13 protein-coding genes are annotated in these 16943 nt (G+C 66.3%); 6 read left to right on the top strand and 7 right to left on the bottom strand.

Going from position 1 to position 16943, the window contains the following annotated elements:
* Positions 1-477 precede the first annotated feature (477 nt).
* Both D4Q52_RS25315 and D4Q52_RS25310 read left to right on the top strand, forming a co-directional pair.
* Positions 478-2163 (top strand): methyl-accepting chemotaxis protein, encoded by a 1686-nt coding sequence (locus tag D4Q52_RS25315; RefSeq protein ID WP_119859354.1) that lies wholly within the window; start codon positions 478-480, stop codon positions 2161-2163.
* A 138-nt stretch (positions 2164-2301) separates the two neighbouring features.
* Positions 2302-2736, top strand: a complete 435-nt coding sequence (locus D4Q52_RS25310) for a hypothetical protein (RefSeq protein ID WP_234831323.1) — start codon at positions 2302-2304, stop codon at positions 2734-2736.
* A gap of 183 nt (positions 2737-2919) precedes the next feature.
* On the opposite strand, the gene D4Q52_RS25305 is transcribed toward D4Q52_RS25310, so the two are convergent.
* Positions 2920-4275: an esterase-like activity of phytase family protein gene (locus D4Q52_RS25305; protein ID WP_119859349.1), complete on the bottom strand. Its 1356-nt coding sequence runs from the start codon at positions 4273-4275 to the stop codon at positions 2920-2922.
* 176 nt (positions 4276-4451) lie between these two features.
* Between D4Q52_RS25305 and mbfA the strand changes: the two genes are divergently transcribed.
* Positions 4452-5423 carry an iron exporter MbfA gene (mbfA, locus tag D4Q52_RS25300; RefSeq protein WP_119859348.1) on the top strand — a complete coding sequence of 324 codons (972 nt, stop codon included), beginning with the start codon at positions 4452-4454 and terminating at the stop codon, positions 5421-5423.
* A 171-nt stretch (positions 5424-5594) separates the two neighbouring features.
* Here mbfA and D4Q52_RS25295 read toward each other — a convergent pair whose 3' ends face one another.
* The 3 genes from D4Q52_RS25295 to D4Q52_RS25285 all read right to left on the bottom strand — a co-directional run bounded on the left by D4Q52_RS25295 (position 5595) and on the right by D4Q52_RS25285 (position 8765).
* Entirely contained in the window at positions 5595-6566 is a 972-nt protein-coding gene (locus D4Q52_RS25295; protein WP_119859347.1) for a Bug family tripartite tricarboxylate transporter substrate binding protein, read from the bottom strand.
* A 251-nt stretch (positions 6567-6817) separates the two neighbouring features.
* A complete protein-coding gene (locus D4Q52_RS25290; RefSeq protein WP_119859346.1) occupies positions 6818-7723 on the bottom strand; it encodes a DMT family transporter in 906 nt (301 codons plus the stop codon).
* Positions 7724-7829: 106 nt separating this feature from the next.
* A complete protein-coding gene (locus tag D4Q52_RS25285) occupies positions 7830-8765 on the bottom strand; it encodes a DMT family transporter (protein WP_119859345.1) in 936 nt (311 codons plus the stop codon).
* Positions 8766-9182: 417 nt separating this feature from the next.
* Between D4Q52_RS25285 and D4Q52_RS25280 the strand changes: the two genes are divergently transcribed.
* The 3 genes from D4Q52_RS25280 to soxR all read left to right on the top strand — a co-directional run bounded on the left by D4Q52_RS25280 (position 9183) and on the right by soxR (position 13975).
* Positions 9183-10289 carry an efflux RND transporter periplasmic adaptor subunit gene (locus D4Q52_RS25280; RefSeq protein ID WP_119859353.1) on the top strand — a complete coding sequence of 369 codons (1107 nt, stop codon included), beginning with the start codon at positions 9183-9185 and terminating at the stop codon, positions 10287-10289.
* 17 nt (positions 10290-10306) lie between these two features.
* A complete protein-coding gene (locus D4Q52_RS25275) occupies positions 10307-13387 on the top strand; it encodes an efflux RND transporter permease subunit (protein ID WP_119859352.1) in 3081 nt (1026 codons plus the stop codon).
* Positions 13388-13519: 132 nt separating this feature from the next.
* Entirely contained in the window at positions 13520-13975 is a 456-nt protein-coding gene (soxR, locus tag D4Q52_RS25270; protein ID WP_054160522.1) for a redox-sensitive transcriptional activator SoxR, read from the top strand.
* 72 nt (positions 13976-14047) lie between these two features.
* On the opposite strand, the gene D4Q52_RS25265 is transcribed toward soxR, so the two are convergent.
* The 3 genes from D4Q52_RS25265 to ybaK form a co-directional block, all read right to left on the bottom strand.
* Positions 14048-15334 (bottom strand): NAD(P)/FAD-dependent oxidoreductase, encoded by a 1287-nt coding sequence (locus D4Q52_RS25265; protein ID WP_119859344.1) that lies wholly within the window; start codon positions 15332-15334, stop codon positions 14048-14050.
* Between the two features lie 215 nt (positions 15335-15549).
* Complete coding sequence (locus tag D4Q52_RS25260; protein WP_119859343.1) at positions 15550-16038, bottom strand: GNAT family N-acetyltransferase; 489 nt, start codon at positions 16036-16038, stop codon at positions 15550-15552.
* A 113-nt stretch (positions 16039-16151) separates the two neighbouring features.
* Entirely contained in the window at positions 16152-16628 is a 477-nt protein-coding gene (gene ybaK, locus D4Q52_RS25255) for a Cys-tRNA(Pro) deacylase (protein ID WP_119859351.1), read from the bottom strand.
* Positions 16629-16943: the final 315 nt, after the last annotated feature.

Below are 16943 nucleotides of genomic sequence, written 5' to 3'. Positions count from 1 at the left end.
CCCGCGTTGTTGCCTCCCCCCTGCCCTCTACGCTGCGGCGGCCAACGCCCGCCCGGCGTGCGGCTTCTTCTGGGCCGGCCGGGGGGGGCCGGGGGCCCCCCCCCGACGTATTTGCGGACGACCTTGCTGCCGCACCGGCGCGCTATCCAACGTCAGAGTTTGATTGGATCAAGGCGACGCCGCAATCACGGCCTGCTCCTTCTCCCCGCGCGCGGGGAGAGGTTCTCGCGGCAGCGTTCTTTCATCCAAAGCGCGTCTTTGTGTTCATTGGTTCGAACTCACAATGACGGCGTCCAAGGCTAAGTCAGCGGGCGCATTTCCGCTCAGGCTCCCAGGATGCCCGCTGGTATCCGGTGCCGGTCTCGTTGCCGACAAGCCGTCGCGCTGCAGTAACGGTCCGGGAACATTTCCTCCCTAATCGTACCAGGCACTCGGTTCGCGCCAGGATGGCGCGCCTTGGTACCGTTGGAGGCTTCGTTGAAATTCGCCAATCTCCGCATCACCCCCAAGCTCGGCCTGCTGATCGGCGGCACGCTGCTCGGGCTCTGCCTGGCCGGCGTGTTCGCCGGCTACATGATGAAGCGCGAAATGCTCAATGCCCGGTTCGAGCAGACCAAGGCGATTGCCGAGATGGGACGCAATCTCGCGGTCGGGCTGCAGAAGCAGGTCGACGCCGGCGAACTCACCAAGGACGCCGCGATCGCGCAGTTCGCGCGCGACGCCAGCATGCTCACCTACGACAACGGCCAAGGCTATCTGTTCGCCTACACCATGGACGGCCTGACCATCGCCACCCCGGACAAGAAGGCGGTCGGCACCAACCGGATCAACACGGCGACCGGCGATCGCTATCTGGTGCGCGAGCTGCGCGACGGGGTCGCCGCCAAGGGCGACGTGACGCTGCATTACGACTTCCGCCGCCCCGGCAGCGACGACAACATCCGCAAGATTTCCTACGGCGTAGCCATCCCCGGCTGGAATATGTTCGTCGGCACCGGCGCTTACCTGGACGATATCGATGCCAAGCTGCAGCCGATCTTCGTCACGCTCGGCGCCTCGTTCCTGGCGATCGCGCTGATTGCCGGCCTGTTCGCCTGGCTGATTTCGCGCAGCATCACCAGTCCACTCGGCCGGCTCGGCGCGCGGATGCAGTCGCTCGCTGCCGGCGAACTCGACCAGCCGATCCCCGGTACGACACGCGGCGACGAAGTCGGCGAGATGGCCAAGACCGTCCAGGTGTTTCAGGACAACGCGCTGCGGATTCGCAGCCTGGAGCAGCAGGAAGGCGAGGCCAAGCAGCGCGCCGCTGCCGAGCGTGCAGCGCTGATGCAGAAGATCGCCGATGAATTCGAGCTGAGCGTCAAGGGCGTGGTCCACAGCGTCGCCGGCGCGACCGCAGAGTTGCAGTCGACCGCACAGTCGATGACCTCGACCGCGTCGGACGCCAGTTCGCGGGCCTCGGCGGTGCGTTCGGCCTCGGATACGTCTTCATCCATGGTCAGCACGGTCGCCTCGGCATCCGAGGAGCTGTCGGCGTCGGTCGCCGAGATCTCGCGCCAGGTGCAGCAGTCGCGCGAGATCGCCAGCAAGGCGGTCAGCGATGCCGACCGCACCAACGAAACCGTCAAGCTGCTGTCGGTCGGCGCCGAAAAAATCGGCGAGGTGGTGCAGCTGATCCACTCGATCGCATCGCAGACAAATTTGCTGGCGCTCAACGCCACGATCGAGGCCGCGCGGGCCGGGGAATCCGGCCGCGGCTTTGCGGTGGTGGCGAGCGAAGTGAAGGCGCTGGCCAGCCAGACCGCCAAAGCGACCGAGGAAATTTCCGCGCAGGTGTCGGCGATGCAGTCCTCGACCGCCACAGCGGTGGAGTCGATCAATCACATCACGTCGACGATCGGCGAGATGAACAACATCACCATGGCGATTTCCAGCGCCGTGGAGCAGCAGGGCTCGGCGACCCGCGAGATCGCCCGCAACATCCAGTCGGTGGCGGCGGGCTCCAGCGAGATCAGCGAGCACATCGGCGGCGTCAACGCCGCCGCGTCGGCAACCGGCGACGCCGCCGGACAGGTGCTGTCTCACGCCCGCGCGCTCGACGGTCAGTCCGGCGCACTGCAATCGGCGGTCGATGAATTTCTCCACAAAGTCCGCGCCGCCTGACTGCTGTAGATTCCAGCTTACCACGCGATGGCGCCGCCCTTCGGGCGGCGTTTTCGCATGACATGCGGCGCCGCCGGAGATGCTGACCCCGTGCGTTGGTAGTTCAGCGATGTTGCGGTGCGGCACGTTCGCGCAGACGTGACCGCGCTTGAACTGATCACCCTTGAACCAGGGTGTATGATCGCGCGACTATCCAACGGTTGGGGGCATGCCTGCCGAACAGAAAGGGAGTGCATGTCGATATCGTTGCAAGGGACCGTCGCTTTCGAACCGGAGTTCGTCGGCAATCTGAACCTGCTGACGCGCACGATGATCGCGCACGGGCTCGATCCCGATGTGTTCGTGATCAGCAAAGACATCGCCAGTGCGCCGACGCTGCCATTCGTCGGACCGATGCTCTACGACTATATCGTCGTCAGCGGTGGTGACGAATTTGTCGTCACAGAAACTTGCGACCAGCTCTTCCTCGAACACTTCCTGCACCACATCGGCGATGTCGCCGACGAAGCGCCGCCGCCGGTCGCCCCCGGCATGTTCGCCCGCCTGTCGCGCTGGATGTCGCCGGCCGTTTGATCGAAGCACTTAGCTATCCCCGCGTCATGGCCGGGCTTGTCCCGGCCATCCATGCCTTTCCTGCATCTCCTTCAGTAAGGCGTCATGCCCGGCACAAGGCCGGGCATGACGTGTGGTGAGGTCATCGGACAAGAGGGCCATCGATGCCCTATTGCGACCAGGGCAGAACGCTGAGGCGCGTGCTTACTTCGCCTTCAGGAAGTCGGCGACTTCCAGCAGGACGAACTCATTGTCGTCGGCCTTGTTGGGGTCGCGGCTCGACGAGAACGGCAGGTTGTTGTCGTTGCCGACGATGATGTGGCGGTCGTCGACCTTGTCGACATTCTCGATGGTGAAGAACGGGAATGCCAGCGCGCCGTCGGTGAGCGGCTTCTTGGCCTTCTTGTCCGGGTCGCGGATCTTCATCAGGTCGATATAGCCGATCTTCTTCACCGGCTTGCCGGCGCCCGCCTCAGTCAGCTCGATCTTGTAGACGCGCTTGAACCGGGCGAGGTCGTTGAAGCAGTCGGTGCCGGTCTTGCCGTCGGCGCAGGCCTTGTCCTTGGTCCCTTCGCCATTGTCGCGCTCGATCACCAGGCCGTGGGTGGCGTCGATCATGTTGAAGTCGCCGATCGCGTTGCCGTTCTGCTCGAACGCATAGGTCCAGGAGCGGCCGGTGAAGGTCTTTTGGGCGACGTCGAACTCCAGGATGCGCGCGGCTTCCTTGCCGTCCAGCTTTTCCCAGTCCTTCTTGTCGGCGTCCCACAGCGGGCCTTCGAGCAGGCCGTACAGGAACTTGCCGTCCTTGGAGGCGGCGAAGCCCTCATAGCCCTTGGAACGGCGGAGGTTGACGCCGGTGTAGCTGGCGCCCGGCGCGCCGGGCGACTGCACCGACCAATGGTCGGGCGACTTCACCGGCTTGCCGTCGGCCATCGTCTCGGTGACGCTCAGCACCTTGCCGCTCATGTCGGTCTCGATGACATAGGGGCCGAACTCCTCGCCGATCCAGATCTTGTCGCCGATGATCTGAAAGCCTTCGGGGTCGAAATCGGCGCCGGTGAGATAGCGCTTGTCGGTGTCCTCGTGGACGATGCGGAACGGCACCTTCTTGTCGGGATCGTGCAGGAAAATGGTGGCGACGCGGTCGACCTTGCTGGCCGCCCAATCCATCTTCAGATGGCTGAGAAACAGCATGGCGTCGGCCGAGTTGTAGCGCGAGCCGAAGCCGTTGTCGGTCAGCACCCAGAAGCTGCCGTCGTCCATTTTCTTGATGCCGGAATGGCCCTGCAGCGGCTGCCCCTTGAACGGCAGCGATACGCCGGTCGGGCGGCCGTTGGACTTGCCCTCGATGCTGCCGGCCTCGGTAATGCGCTTGCCGGTGGTGTACTTGCCCGAGGTTTTCAGGTCGGCCGGCGCGTCCGCCGGGGCGTCGATGAACGAGGCAGCCGGCATCACGGCGTGGCCGGCCAGCGTCGCCGGAAATTCGCCTTCGGATTGCGCCAGTGCGCCAGACGTTGTCAGCGCAAGGATCGCGACCGAGCCGAGCAGTAGTTTCCGCATGAACAGCCTCCTGTTGTTGGATGGCGGTGTTGTGGCGGCGGCGGATCACAGGCGACTGACGGATCGGTGACGCTGCGATGACGAAGCCTGCGGCCGAATGCGCAGCACGGTTTTGACAGGCGGCAGCGGGCGGCTTACAGATTAGAACCGTTCTAAAATACCGCGAGCCGTTGCCCATGAAGGCATTTTCCGACCTGACCGAGCGAGAAATCCTGGCCGTGGCCATTTCGGCCGAAGAGGAGGACAGCCGGATCTATCTCGCCTTCGCCGAGGATCTCGCCGAGCGCTATCCCGATTCGGCCCGGGTCTTCGCCGAGATGGCGCAGCAGGAGCAGGGCCATCGCCACATGCTGCTGCGGATCTACGAGGAGCGGTTCGGGCCCAATCTGCCGCCGATCCGCCGCGAGGACGTCAAAGGCTTCATCCGCCGCCGGCCGATCTGGCTGACGCGCAATCTGCCGCTGGAGCGAATCCGCAAGGAAGCCGAGACCATGGAGTTCGAGGCGCAGCGCTTCTACGAGCGCGCCGCGGAGCGCGCCACCGACGTCCACATCCGCAAGCTGCTGACCGACCTTGCCGAATTCGAGAAGCGCCACGAGCAGCGCGCCACCCAGCTGACCGACCGCATCCTCACGCCCGACGCCCGCAGCGCCGAGGACCACACCGCGCGGCGGATGTTCGTGCTGCAATACGTCCAGCCCGGGCTCGCCGGGTTGATGGACGGCTCGGTGTCGACGCTGGCGCCGCTGTTCGCCGCGGCGTTCGCGACGCATCAGAACTGGCCGACCTTCCTGGTCGGCCTCGCGGCGTCGATCGGCGCCGGCATCTCGATGGGCTTCGCCGAGGCGCTGTCCGACGACGGCTCGATGACCGGCCGCGGTTCGCCGTGGCTGCGCGGCGGCATCTGCGGGCTGATGACAACGCTCGGCGGCCTCGGCCACACGCTGCCGTATCTCGTCCCCGACACCTGGGCCAACGCATTCTGGATCGCCACCGCGATCGCCGGCGTCGTGGTGTTCGTCGAGCTCTGGGCGATCGCCTACATTCGCGCCAAGTACATGGACACGCCGTTCCTGCACGCGGTGTTTCAGATCGTGCTCGGCGGCGTCATCGTGCTGGCGGTGGGGATTTTGATCGGCGGGGCGTAGGGCAGGGGGAGTAACAATCACCTCGCCACAAGCACGTCATTCCGGGGCGCGCGCACTTGCGCGCGAACCCGGAATCCCGAGACGTTCTGCGACTCCGACGTTTCCACGTCTTCGAGATTCCGGGTTCACGCGCAAAGTGCGCGCGCCCCGGAATGACTCGCGTGGGTAGGCCTACTGCTTCTCGATCCCCGCCTCGCGCACCAGCTTCTCCCACAGCACCAGCTGATCGCCGACGAATTTGCCGAGATCTTCCGGCGTGCCGGAGAACGCGTCCATGCCGAGCGTGGCGAGCTTGGCCTTGGTCTCGGGGTCTTCGACGATCTTGCGGATTTCGGTGTTGAGCTTGGTCACCACTTCCTTCGGCGTGCCGGCCGGCGCGAAATAGCCCTGCCAGGAGGTGATGTCGAAGTCGGGCACGCCGGCTTCCTGCATCGACGGCAGATCCGGCACCAGCGGCGAGCGGTCCTTGGTGGTGACGGCGAGCGCGCGAAGTGCGCCGCCCTGAACGTGCGGCAGGCCGGTCAGCACGTCGGTGAACATCATGGTGACGCGGCCGCCGATCACGTCGTTGAGCGCCGGCGGCGAGCTCTTGTAGGGCACGTGCAGCAGGTCGATCCCCGCCTTGCGGGCGAAGGTCGCGCCCGACACGATCGCCGACGACGAGCCCGACGCGTAGGTCAGCTTGCCGGGGTTGGCCTTGGCGTAGGCGATCAGTTCGCCGACCGTCTTGGCCGGCACGTCAGGATTGATCACCAGCATGAACGGCAGGTCGCCGGTGCGCGCCACCGGGGTGAAGTCCTTCACCGGGTCGTAGCTGAGCGTCTTCAGCAGATACGGGTTGGCCGAATGCGTGGTGTTAGTGGTGACGAACAACGTGTAGCCGTCGGGCTGCGCGCGGGCCACATAGGTGGCGGCGATCATGCCGTTGGCGCCGGCCTTGTTCTCGATCACCATGCCGACGCCGAGCGCCTGGCCGAGCTTCTGCGAGATCAGCCGCGTCGTCGTGTCGGTGCCGCTGCCGGCCGCAAACGGCAGCACGAGCGTGATGTTGCGGTTGGGGTAGGTCGTGTCGGCGCGTGCCGGCATAGCGACGGCGGTGGACAGCAGCACGGCAGCCGCAACCGCGGCGCAGATCGATCGCATCAGAATCCTCCCGGATGGTTCTTTTTCTTGGACCGACAGACTGCGCGAAACGCAACGAAAAGGCGAGGCCCCCCAACCACGTCATTCCGGGGCGCCTACCCCAAGCACGTCATTCCGGGGCGCGCGCCCCAAGCACGTCATTCCGGGGCGCGCGCAGCGCGAACCCGGAATCCCGCAGCGTTCTGCGACTCCGACGTTTCCACAACTTCGAGATTCCGGGTGGGCGCGCGCCCCGGAATGACGGCGTTTTCTCACCGCCTCGCGGCGATGAAGACGCCGGCGATCACCATGGCGTAGCCTGCCAGATGGAACAGCTCCGGCTTTTCGCCGAGCAGCACGATCGCCATCACCGAGCCGAACACCGGCATCAGGTGCAGGAACGGTGCCGAACGGTTCGGCCCGATCAGCGCGACGCCGCGGTTGAAGCAGAGATAGGCCAGCACAGACGGGAAGATCATCACATAGGCCAGCGATGCCGCGGTGATCCAGTCGGCACTCGGCCGCGCGCCGGCGGCAAATTCCAGTGCGGCGAGCGGCAGCAGCAGCAGCGCGCCGCCGGCGGTGCCGACAGTGACCAGCGACAGCGGATGCGTCGCCGGCCGCTTCGGCATGATCGCCGAATACAGCCCGAACGCGAACAGCGCGCCAGCGATCATCAGGTCGCCGCGGTTGAACTCGACCTGTGCCAGCGCCCCGAAGTCGCCGCGCAGGATGATGGTGAGCACGCCGAGCAGCGACAGCGCGATGCCGAGCGCTTGCGTGAAGGTCAGCCGCACCCCGAACAGCAGCAGCGACCACAGCGCCACGAACAGCGGCCCGGACGACTGCAGCAGCAGCGCGTTCAGCGCCTGGGTGTATTGCAGCCCCCAATACGACAGCACGTTGTTGACCGCGAAGCCGGTCGCCGACAGCAGCACCATCAGCCGCCAATGAGCGCGCAGCTTGCGCCAGTCGCGGCGCAGATGCGGCCACGCCACCGGCAGCATCAGCAGCAGTGCGCCGGCCCAGCGCACGCAGGACAGCGTCGCCGGCGGAATGTGGCCGGCGACGGCGCGGCCAAGCACGATATTGCCGGCCCAGAACAGCGAGCTCAGGCTGAGTAGCAGATAGGGCTGGTTGGCGAGCCAGCCGAAAGCCTTGCGGAGCGGAGCGATCAAGCGTCACAGGCGGTTGGCGTGAGCGCCAGCCATGCCCGAATTCGGCGGGGCCGCAAAGGCCCGCGGCGGAATGCCGTCATGCGTGAACGCGCCGGCGCTGCGCGTCTCAGGCCGCGGCGGCCTTTTGTTTGCGCGCCGCCGCCACCACGCCGATGATCACCAGCGCGTAGCCGACGGCGTGATACAGATGCGGCTGCTCGCCGAGAAACAGGATCGCCATCGCCGAGCCGAACACAGGGATGAGATGAAAGAACGGCGCCGCACGATTGGCGCCGATCATCCGAACGCCGCGATTGTAGCACAAATAGGCGACGATCGACGGGAAGATCGAGACGTAAGCCACCGCAGAGACGTTGATGAGGTCGAATGCCGGCGGCGTCCGCACCGACAACTCCCAGACCAGCAGCGGAACCAGAAAGACCGCGCCGCAGCCGAACGTGAAGGCAAGGAAAGACAGGCCGTGAATCGCCGGCCGCTTCTGCGACAGCACCGTGAACAGGCCGAACGCCGCCATCGCGCCGAGAAACAGCAGGTCGCCGTAGTTGAGCTCGATCGCCGCCAGTTCGGCGACGTTGCCATGCAAAATGATCACCGCGACGCCGATCATCGACGCAAACACGCCGACCGCCTGCATCAGCGTCAGCCGGACACCGAGAATGATCAGCGCCCAGACCGCCACGAACAGCGGCCCGACCGATTGCAACAGCAGCACGTTGAGCGCCGAGGTGTACTGCAGCGACGTATATTGCAGCGTGTTGAAGGTGCTGATCCCGATCACCGACACCGCCACCAGCAGCTTGATGTGGCGGCGGATCATCATCCGATCAGCGACGAGGTGCCGCCAGGCGAACGGAATCACGATCAGGAACGCGACGCTCCAGCGCAGAAACGACAGCGTCACAGGCGGGAAGTGGCCGGCGATGAAGCGGCCGACGATGGCGTTGCCGGCCCAGAACAGCGAGGTCAGGCTGAGCAGGAGATAAGGCTGGTCGATGATCCAGCCGAAGCGGTGGGCTTCGGCGGTCGGCGTCGTCGTGGTCATGTGGGGCCCGGGCGATGGAGCGGCGCACGCCGGGGCTGACCCTTCGCGCTGAACGCCGCCTCCCGTTGATTTTAACCCCCAGCCTTAAGCAGTTCGGCAGCCGATCACAACCGCCGCGCCGCGCAAGGCGCGCATGCGCGGTGCAGTCCTGCGGCTCGCTCTCGCTGCGGCTGATCTTGCGCAGGCACTACGTCTCAAACGCGATTGGCGTTGCGCATCGACGCCTTGCACGATGACCTCTCGACCGTGCGCAGCGGCAGTCGCGCTACCGAGCCCCGACTATTGGAGCAGTAGACCTCAGCTATTGTTGAGGTTGTAGGAGGGGGCGGCTCGTTTGTTTCCGCCCGCCGCAGCGCACGTTGTTCCGCTGCGGCGGCTCTGGTGCCGAACGCGCGTGGATGCGGTTTGGAGCCGGCGATGACCGACACCTTGCGACCCCTGCCCGACACTCGGCACCGACTGGCATCGGTGGTCATCGCGATTCCGATCCTGGCGTCGGTCTTCGCCGGGATCTATCTGTGGCGTCAGGCGCGGCTCGCGCCAGCCGTTGCCGGGCATGTCCGCCCGTCGATCGAGGTCTCAGCCATCACGATCGAACCGGAGCCGCTGCCGCAATCGCTCGAAGCCACTGGCTCGTTGCAGGCGGTGCAGGAGCTGACGCTGGCGCCCGAGGTCGCCGGCCGCGTCGTCGCGATCCGGTTCGAGGCGGGAATGGCGGTCGAGGCCGGCATGCCTCTCGTCGAACTCTACGATGCGCCGGAGCGGGCGCAGCGCGCCGAGGCGGTCTCGCGCGCACAATTTGCGCGGCTGCAGCTCGACCGTTCGCGCCGGCTTGTGGCGACCGACGCCGCGACGCAGCAGCTGCTCGATCAGCGCGTCACCGAACAGGAGCAGGCTGAGGCCGCGGCTGAGCGAATCGAGGCGTTGATCTCGCAGAAGACGATCCGCGCGCCGTTCGCCGGGTTGCTCGGCATTCGCCGGGTCAATCTCGGTCAATACGTCAACCCCGGCGACGCCCTGACGACGCTCACCGCGCTCGACCGGCTCTACGCCAATTTCACTGTGCCGCAGCAGGATCTGTCGAAGCTCGTGCTCGGCGGCGAGGTCACAGTGCGCACCGACGCCTATCCCGGTCAGGACTTTGCGGCCCGGATCAACGCGATTGAGCCGCTGGTGCAGCACGACACCCGCAACGTGCGGGTCCAGGCCACGCTCGGCAATCCGGACCGCAAGCTGCGGCCCGGCCTTTACGTCACCGTCGGCATCGCACAGCCGCCGCGCCCGTCGGCGATTCTTGTGCCGGCGACCGCGATCCAGACCGGCGCGTCGGGGGACAGCGTCCTCGTCGTCCGCGACGGCAAAGCCGCGCCCGTGCCGGTCACGACCGGCCAGCGGCGCGGCGACCGCATCGTGGTCGAGGCCGGGCTCAGCAGCGGCGACGTCGTGATCACCAACGGTCAGCTCCGCGTCCAGCCGGGCGGGCCGGTCAGCGTGGGCGCTTCGGCGGCCGCGTCGCGCCCGTGACTGTGGGGGGCGGCGTCATGCGGTTCACCGATCTATTCATCCGCCGGCCGATCCTGTCCGTGGTGGTCAGCCTGCTGATCCTGATGGCGGGTGCGAGCGCGTTCTTGTCGCTGCCGGTGCGGCAATATCCCAACCTCGAAAGCGCGACCATCACGGTCGATACGATGTTTCCCGGCGCGACCCAGGAGGTGATGCAGGGCTTCGTCACCACCCCGATCGCGCAGGCAATCGCCTCCGCCGACGGCATCGAATATCTCACCTCGAGCTCGACCATGGGGCAGAGCCAGGTCAAGGCCAAGCTCGTGCTCAACGCCAATTCCGACCGGGCGATGACCGATGTGCTGGCCAAGGTTCAGCAGGTCAAGTACCGGCTGCCGGCCGGCGCTTACGATCCGGTGGTGACGAAGATCACCGATGGCGCCTCGGCGGTGCAGTACGTCGCCTTCGTCAGCGACACGCTGACGATTCCGCAGATCACCGATTTCGTCACGAGGGTCGCACAGCCGCTGATCACGTCGGTCAAGGGCGTCGCTTCCGCCGATCTCGCCGCCGCGCAGGCGTTGTCGATGCGGGTGTGGCTGGATCCGGTCAAGCTCGCCGCCCGCAACCTGACGGCGGGCGACGTCTCCGCGGCGCTGCGCGCCAACAACGTGCACGCCGCACCCGGCCGGCTCGAGAGCGGCAGCACCGTCACCAACATCACCGCCGCAACCGACGTCACCACAGTCGACGACTTTCGCGAAATGGTGATCAAGACCGGAGCCGACGCCCTGGTGCGGCTGCGCGATGTCGCCGACATCGAAATCGGCAGCCAGAACCGCAACACCCTCGGCTGGGCGAGCGCGCGCCGCGCCGTCTATCTGCAGATCGCCCCGACACCCGACGGCAATCCGCTGGAGATCGTAGCGGCCACCAAGGCGCTGATCCCGGCGATGCAAAGCGTGGCGCCGCCCGGTTTGACGGTCGAGAACCAATTCGATGTGGCTCACTTCGTCAACGCCGCCATCGATGAGGTGCTGCATACGCTGATCGAAGCCGGCCTCATCGTCGTGGTGGTGATCTTCCTGTTTCTCGGCTCGCTACGCGCCGTGGTCATTCCGGTGATCACCATCCCGCTGTCGCTGGTCGGGACCGCGGCGCTGATGCTGGCGTTCGGATTCTCGCTCAACCTGCTGACCCTGCTGGCGATGGTGCTGGCGATCGGGCTGGTGGTCGACGACGCCATCGTCGTGGTCGAGAACATCCATCGCCACATCGAGGATGGGCTGTCGCCGCGCGAGGCGGCGCTGGTCGGCGCCCGCGAGATCGTCGGTCCGGTGATCGCGATGACGATCACGCTCGCCGCCGTCTATGCGCCGATCGGCCTGATGGGCGGCCTGACCGGCAGCCTGTTCCGCGAATTCGCCTTCACGCTGGCAGGCTCGGTAGTGGTCTCGGGACTGATCGCGCTGACGCTGTCGCCGATGATGAGTTCGCGGCTGCTCGGCGGCAGGCAAACCGAGAGCCGCTTCGCCAAGATGGTCGAACGCCGCCTCGCGGCGCTCGCGAGTGGCTATGGCCGGCTGCTCGCCGCGACGCTGGCGATCCGGCCGGCGGTGCTGCTGGTTGCCGGCACCATGCTGCTCGCGATCGCGGGGCTGTTCTCAGGCGCCAAGCGCGAACTCGCGCCGCAGGAAGACCAGGGCTATGTCTTCACCGCAGTGCGGGCGCCGCAATACGCCAATCTCGATTACACGACAGCGGCGGCCGGACAGGTCCAGCAGATCTTCCGGTCGATGCCGGAATACGCCGCCAATTTCTTCGTCGTCGGCACCGACGGGCTGAACAATGCGTTCGGCGGCATCATTCTCAAGGACTGGAGCGAACGCCAGCGCTCGGCCACCGACATCCAGGCGGCGCTGTATCACGCCGTGGGCGGCGTCCACGAGGCGTCCGTCACGCCGTTCCAACCGGCAGCGCTGCCGGCCTCGACAGGTGGCCTGCCATTCCAGATGGTGCTGCGTTCGCCCGCAGGTTTCGACGCCATCTACCGCGAGATGGAGGCGCTGAAAGCATCGGCGTGGCGCAGTGGCCTGTTCGTGTTCGTCGACAGCGATCTCGCCTTCGACAGCCCGACCGCGCAGATCCGCATCGACAGCGGCAAGGCCGGCGAGGTCGGGGTCACCATGCAGGCGATCGCCGACACGCTCGCCGTGCTGGTCGGCGAGAACTACGTCAACCGCTTCAACTATTACGGCCGCTCTTACGACGTCATCCCGCAGGTTCGTCGCAGCGACCGGCTGACGCCGGAAACGATCGGGCGTTATCAGGTCCGCACCCGCTCCGGCGAGATGATTCCGCTGTCGACCGTCGCCTCGGTTTCGGTGAAGCCGAGCGCCAACCGGCTGCCGCAGTTCAACCAGATGAACGCAGCGACGCTGTCGGCGGTGCTGCGGCCGGGGGCGACGATGGGGCAGGCGGTGGCGTTCATGGAAGCGCAGCCGCGCTCGCCCGGCGTCACCATCGACTGGCTCGGCGACAGCCGGCAATACGTCCAGGAGGGCAACCGTCTCACAATCATCTTCGGTTTCGCACTCGTCGTGATCTTCCTGGTGCTGGCCGCGCAGTACGAGAGCTTCCGCGATCCCCTGGTGATTCTGGTGACGGTGCCGCTGGCGATCTGCGGCGCGCTGCTGCCGCTGTATCTCGGCTACACCACCCTCAACATCTACACCCAGATCGGGCTGGTGACGCTGATCGGGCTGATCTCCAAGCACGGCATCCTGATGGTGGCGTTCGCCAACCAGATTCAGCGCGAGCAGGGGCTCGGCCGCCGCGACGCTATTCTGCAGTCGGCGAAAGTGCGGATGCGGCCGGTGCTGATGACCACGGCCGCGATGGTCGCCGGTCTTGTGCCGCTGCTGTTCGCCGAGGGGGCGGGTGCCGCCAGCCGCTTCGCCATCGGCATCGTGGTGGTGATGGGCATGCTGGTCGGGACGCTGTTCACGCTATTCGTGCTGCCGGCCTTCTACACGCTGCTCGCCGCCGACCGCCACGCCGGCGCAGCAGGCGGGCTCCACCAAACGTCGGCCGAGACCGACGCGGTGTCCGCCAAGTAATCTCGTGCGCGCTCGCTGCGGAGCGAAACCGTGCGTCACCGCGCAGGTTCGTGCCCTCGGCGCTTTCTGTTGCGCAATCGCATGCAGTTTGCAGAGAGTTGCTGTATTCAGCCGCCGTTGCAGAGTTTTAGGATGACCGACGCCACCACCAAGATCGCGCTGACCGTCGGCGAAGCCGCCAAACGGAGCGGCGTGGCGGTTTCGACCCTGCATTTCTATGAAGCCAAGGGGCTGATCCAGGGCTGGCGCACCGAGGGCAACCAGCGCCGCTATCATCGCTCGGTGCTTCGCCGCATTGCCATCATCCGCGTCGCGCTGCTCGCCGGCATCCCGCTCGCGACCATTCACGACGCGCTGGTCGATTTGCCCCACGATCGCGTTCCGTCCAAAGCCGATTGGGCGCGGTTCGCCAGGGCGTGGAAAGCCATGCTGGAAGCGCGCATCGTCGGCCTGACGCAGTTGCGCGACCAGATCACCACTTGCATCGGCTGCGGCTGCCTGTCGCTGGAGGACTGCCCGCTGCGCAATCCCGACGACGAACTCGGTCGCCACGGCGCCGGGCCGCGACGGCTCGGGGCGAAGCCATGAAGACCTGGCGCGGTGCCTGGATCGCCGCGCCCGCGCGCCGCAAGCGGTGCGACGCGCAGGGCGGTGGCCCGCTCAAGCGTTCTCGGTGGTCTTCTTCAGCTTGCCGATACCGAGAATATCGAGCATCGCCTTCTCGTAGAACGGCTCGCTCTCGCCGCGGCTCATCTTGCGCAGGAAGTACTTCTCGAAGGCGATCTTGGCGTTGTGCACCCACACGCCCGACGCCGACCAGTTGACATTGCGCGGCGGCAGCTGCGGCTGCGCCACGAAGGCGACGCCGCTGTCGCCGAAATCGGCGAGACACACCGCGTTCCAGGTCGCCTGATGACTTGGCGGCTGTCCGTCCATGATCTGGCGGATGTTGTGCGCCGTGGCGGTTACCATCGACTCGATCATGAAGCCGGTCTTTGGCACGCCGCACGGCACCGGCGTCGGCCCGGTCGGCGGAATGGCGACGCAGACGCCGACCGCGAACACGTTGGTGTAGGTCGGGTTGCGCTGGTGCTTGTCGATCAGCACGAAGCCGCGCGGATTGACCAGCCCGTCGATGCCGCGCAGCGGCGCGATGCCGCGGAAGCCGGGGATCAGCATCGAAAAGCCGAACGGCAGCTCGGCGGTCTTCTTCACCGAGCCGTCCTCGGCGATCTCCTCGGCGATCAGCTTGCCGTCCTCGACCCGCGCGACGCGGCTGTTGGTCATGAACTTGATGTGGTGCTGGCGCATCTCGGCTTCGAGCAGGCCCTTGGTATCACCGACGCCATCGAGGCCGAGATGGCCGATATACGGCTCCGGCGTGATGAAGGTCATCGGCACCCGGTCACGGATCTTGCGGCGGCGTAGCTCGGTGTCGAGGATGAAGGTGAACTCGTAAGCGGGACCGAAGCACGACGCGCCCTGCACCGCGCCGGTGACGATCGGGCCCGGATTTCTGCAGAACTGCTCGAAGCGTTCGGAAGCCTCGACGGCGTGATCGACATGGCAGATCGAGGCGGTATAGCCGTCGGGGCCGAGGCCGGGGATCTCGTCGAACGCGAGTTCGGGGCCGGTGGCGATGATCAGGAAATCGTAGTCGACCACGCTGCCGTCGGCGAGCACGACGCGGTTCTGCTGCGGCTCGACCTTGGTCACCGGCACCGCCTTGTAGTCGATGCCGCGGCGCGCGAAGGTCGGCGCCAGATCGACCTGCACCGCCTCGCGCGTCCGCCATTTCACCGCGACCCACGGGTTGGACGGCACGAAGTGATAGATCGGATCCTTGGTGACGACGGTGAGCTTGTCGTCGTAGCCGAGCTGATCTTTCATCTCATAGGCCATCACCACGCCGCCGAGCCCGGCGCCCATGATCAGGATGTGGGCCATCTGCCATCTCCTTTCGCCGCTCGCGCGGCTTTGCTTGTTCTGGTTGCGTTTCCTGAAAGGTTCGGCCGCAGTTCGCCGATGCTTGTTGTTGGGTCTGCGCTGGCGCATCCGGCCGGAGCGAGATGCTTTATCTTCGTAAATTCGAATGTAAGAATATATAACGCGGTCTTGCAAGCGGCTTTTGGTCGAAGGCGGGCGACCGCGGGGCGCGCGCCTCAGCCGGCGGCCGCCGGGCTGTTGTCCAGCACCGCCAGCGTGGTGTCGCCGATCTGGCGCAGGTCGGAGGTGAAGCGCGCCGCCAGCGCCTGCATCGGCAGATTGGTCTTGAGGCACTGCAGCTCGATGCGCCGCACGCCGCGCTGCCGCGCCGCGTCGATCATCGCGGTCATCAGCAGGGCGCCGATGCCGGCACGGCGCCAGTCCTGCTCGACGCTGAACGCCGCCTCGGCGCCGTGCGAATCCTCGCCGCTGGCCAGCAATTCGCAGGCGCCACGGATTTCGTCGTCCTCGACATAGCCGATCACCACGCGTCCGTCGGACAGCGCCGCGCCGGCGTGAAACAGCACGTGGAATTCAGACACGTCGGCAAAGAACCGCATCCGCCGCGCCTCCGGATCGAGCCGTGCCAGATGATTGCAGTAGCGATCGGTGTCGGCCGGGCCGAGCGCCCGGATCTCGCCGCGTGCTGCGATCGTGTCGGTCATGGCGGATCCCCGGGCGCTGATCACGCAAGCATAGCCGCCGGGAGCGCAGACGCAACGCAGTTAGTTGCGACTGGTAGTTAGGCGCGATCGATGGCGCTGCGTCGCGGCCGCGCTCACTCCGCGGCCAGCGGCCTGGTCACGGCGCCGAGCGCTTTCACCGCCTCGCGCGGGTCGATCTCGATCTGCAGGCCGCGCTGGCCGCCATTGAGATACACCGTGGTCTCGGCCAGCGCGGCTTCGTCGATCGCCACCGGCACGCGCTTTTTCTGACCGAACGGCGAGATGCCGCCGACGTAATAGCCGGTCAGCCGCTCGGCGTCGGCCGGCTTCATCATCTTGGCGCTCTTGCCGCCGAGTGCGCTTGCGAGCTTCTTCATGCTGACCTCACGATCGGATGCGATCACGGCGCAGACCGGCTTGCCGGCGAGTTCGGCCATCAACGATTTCAACATCCGCCGCGGCTCGACCCCGAGCGCCGCCGCCGCCGCCAGCCCGATCGCGTCGGCATTCGGATCGTACTCATAAGTGTGCAGCTTGAAAGTGACGCCAAGCTTCTCCAGCATCTGCGTCGCACGGGTGGATTTGGACATGGGATCGACCGGATTGTTGTGCGGCAAGTGCGCCGCCGCCGTGGTGTAGCAGGCACCCCGCAATTTGGGCAATCGCCAGCCCGACCCGCCGTCATTCCGGGGCGCGCGGCGCAGCCGTGCGAACCCGGAATCTCGATGGGTTCTGCGCCTCTGCGGTTTCCACAACATCGGGATTCCGGGTTCGCTCGCAAGTGCGAGCGCCCCGGAATGACGGTGCTTGGGGTTAGGGCGAGCGTCGCGGAATGATGGGGTGGACGGCCCCCGAACGGCATCGATGTGCCAGACTGAGGTTGTCGTAACTTCAGACGAGGGAGC

It is taken from the genome of Rhodopseudomonas palustris (genome assembly GCF_003591005.1).
Taxonomy (GTDB): domain Bacteria; phylum Pseudomonadota; class Alphaproteobacteria; order Rhizobiales; family Xanthobacteraceae; genus Rhodopseudomonas; species Rhodopseudomonas palustris_K.
Note: the sequence above shows the minus strand (reverse complement) of the source record. Positions and strands in the feature narration are given on the sequence as shown.

What these genes read in the sequence shown, in the direction of transcription:
- D4Q52_RS25305 (WP_119859349.1), bottom strand. Translation starts at nt 4,275, where the DNA reads ATGCGGAAACTACTGCTCGGCTCGGTCGCGATCCTTGCGCTGACAACG.
- mbfA (WP_119859348.1), top strand. Translation starts at nt 4,452, where the DNA reads ATGAAGGCATTTTCCGACCTGACCGAGCGAGAAATCCTGGCCGTGGCC.
- D4Q52_RS25295 (WP_119859347.1), bottom strand. Translation starts at nt 6,566, where the DNA reads ATGCGATCGATCTGCGCCGCGGTTGCGGCTGCCGTGCTGCTGTCCACC.
- D4Q52_RS25285 (WP_119859345.1), bottom strand. Translation starts at nt 8,765, where the DNA reads ATGACCACGACGACGCCGACCGCCGAAGCCCACCGCTTCGGCTGGATC.
- D4Q52_RS25280 (WP_119859353.1), top strand. Translation starts at nt 9,183, where the DNA reads ATGACCGACACCTTGCGACCCCTGCCCGACACTCGGCACCGACTGGCA.
- D4Q52_RS25275 (WP_119859352.1), top strand. Translation starts at nt 10,307, where the DNA reads ATGCGGTTCACCGATCTATTCATCCGCCGGCCGATCCTGTCCGTGGTG.
- soxR (WP_054160522.1), top strand. Translation starts at nt 13,520, where the DNA reads ATGACCGACGCCACCACCAAGATCGCGCTGACCGTCGGCGAAGCCGCC.
- D4Q52_RS25265 (WP_119859344.1), bottom strand. Translation starts at nt 15,334, where the DNA reads ATGGCCCACATCCTGATCATGGGCGCCGGGCTCGGCGGCGTGGTGATG.
- D4Q52_RS25260 (WP_119859343.1), bottom strand. Translation starts at nt 16,038, where the DNA reads ATGACCGACACGATCGCAGCACGCGGCGAGATCCGGGCGCTCGGCCCG.
- ybaK (WP_119859351.1), bottom strand. Translation starts at nt 16,628, where the DNA reads ATGTCCAAATCCACCCGTGCGACGCAGATGCTGGAGAAGCTTGGCGTC.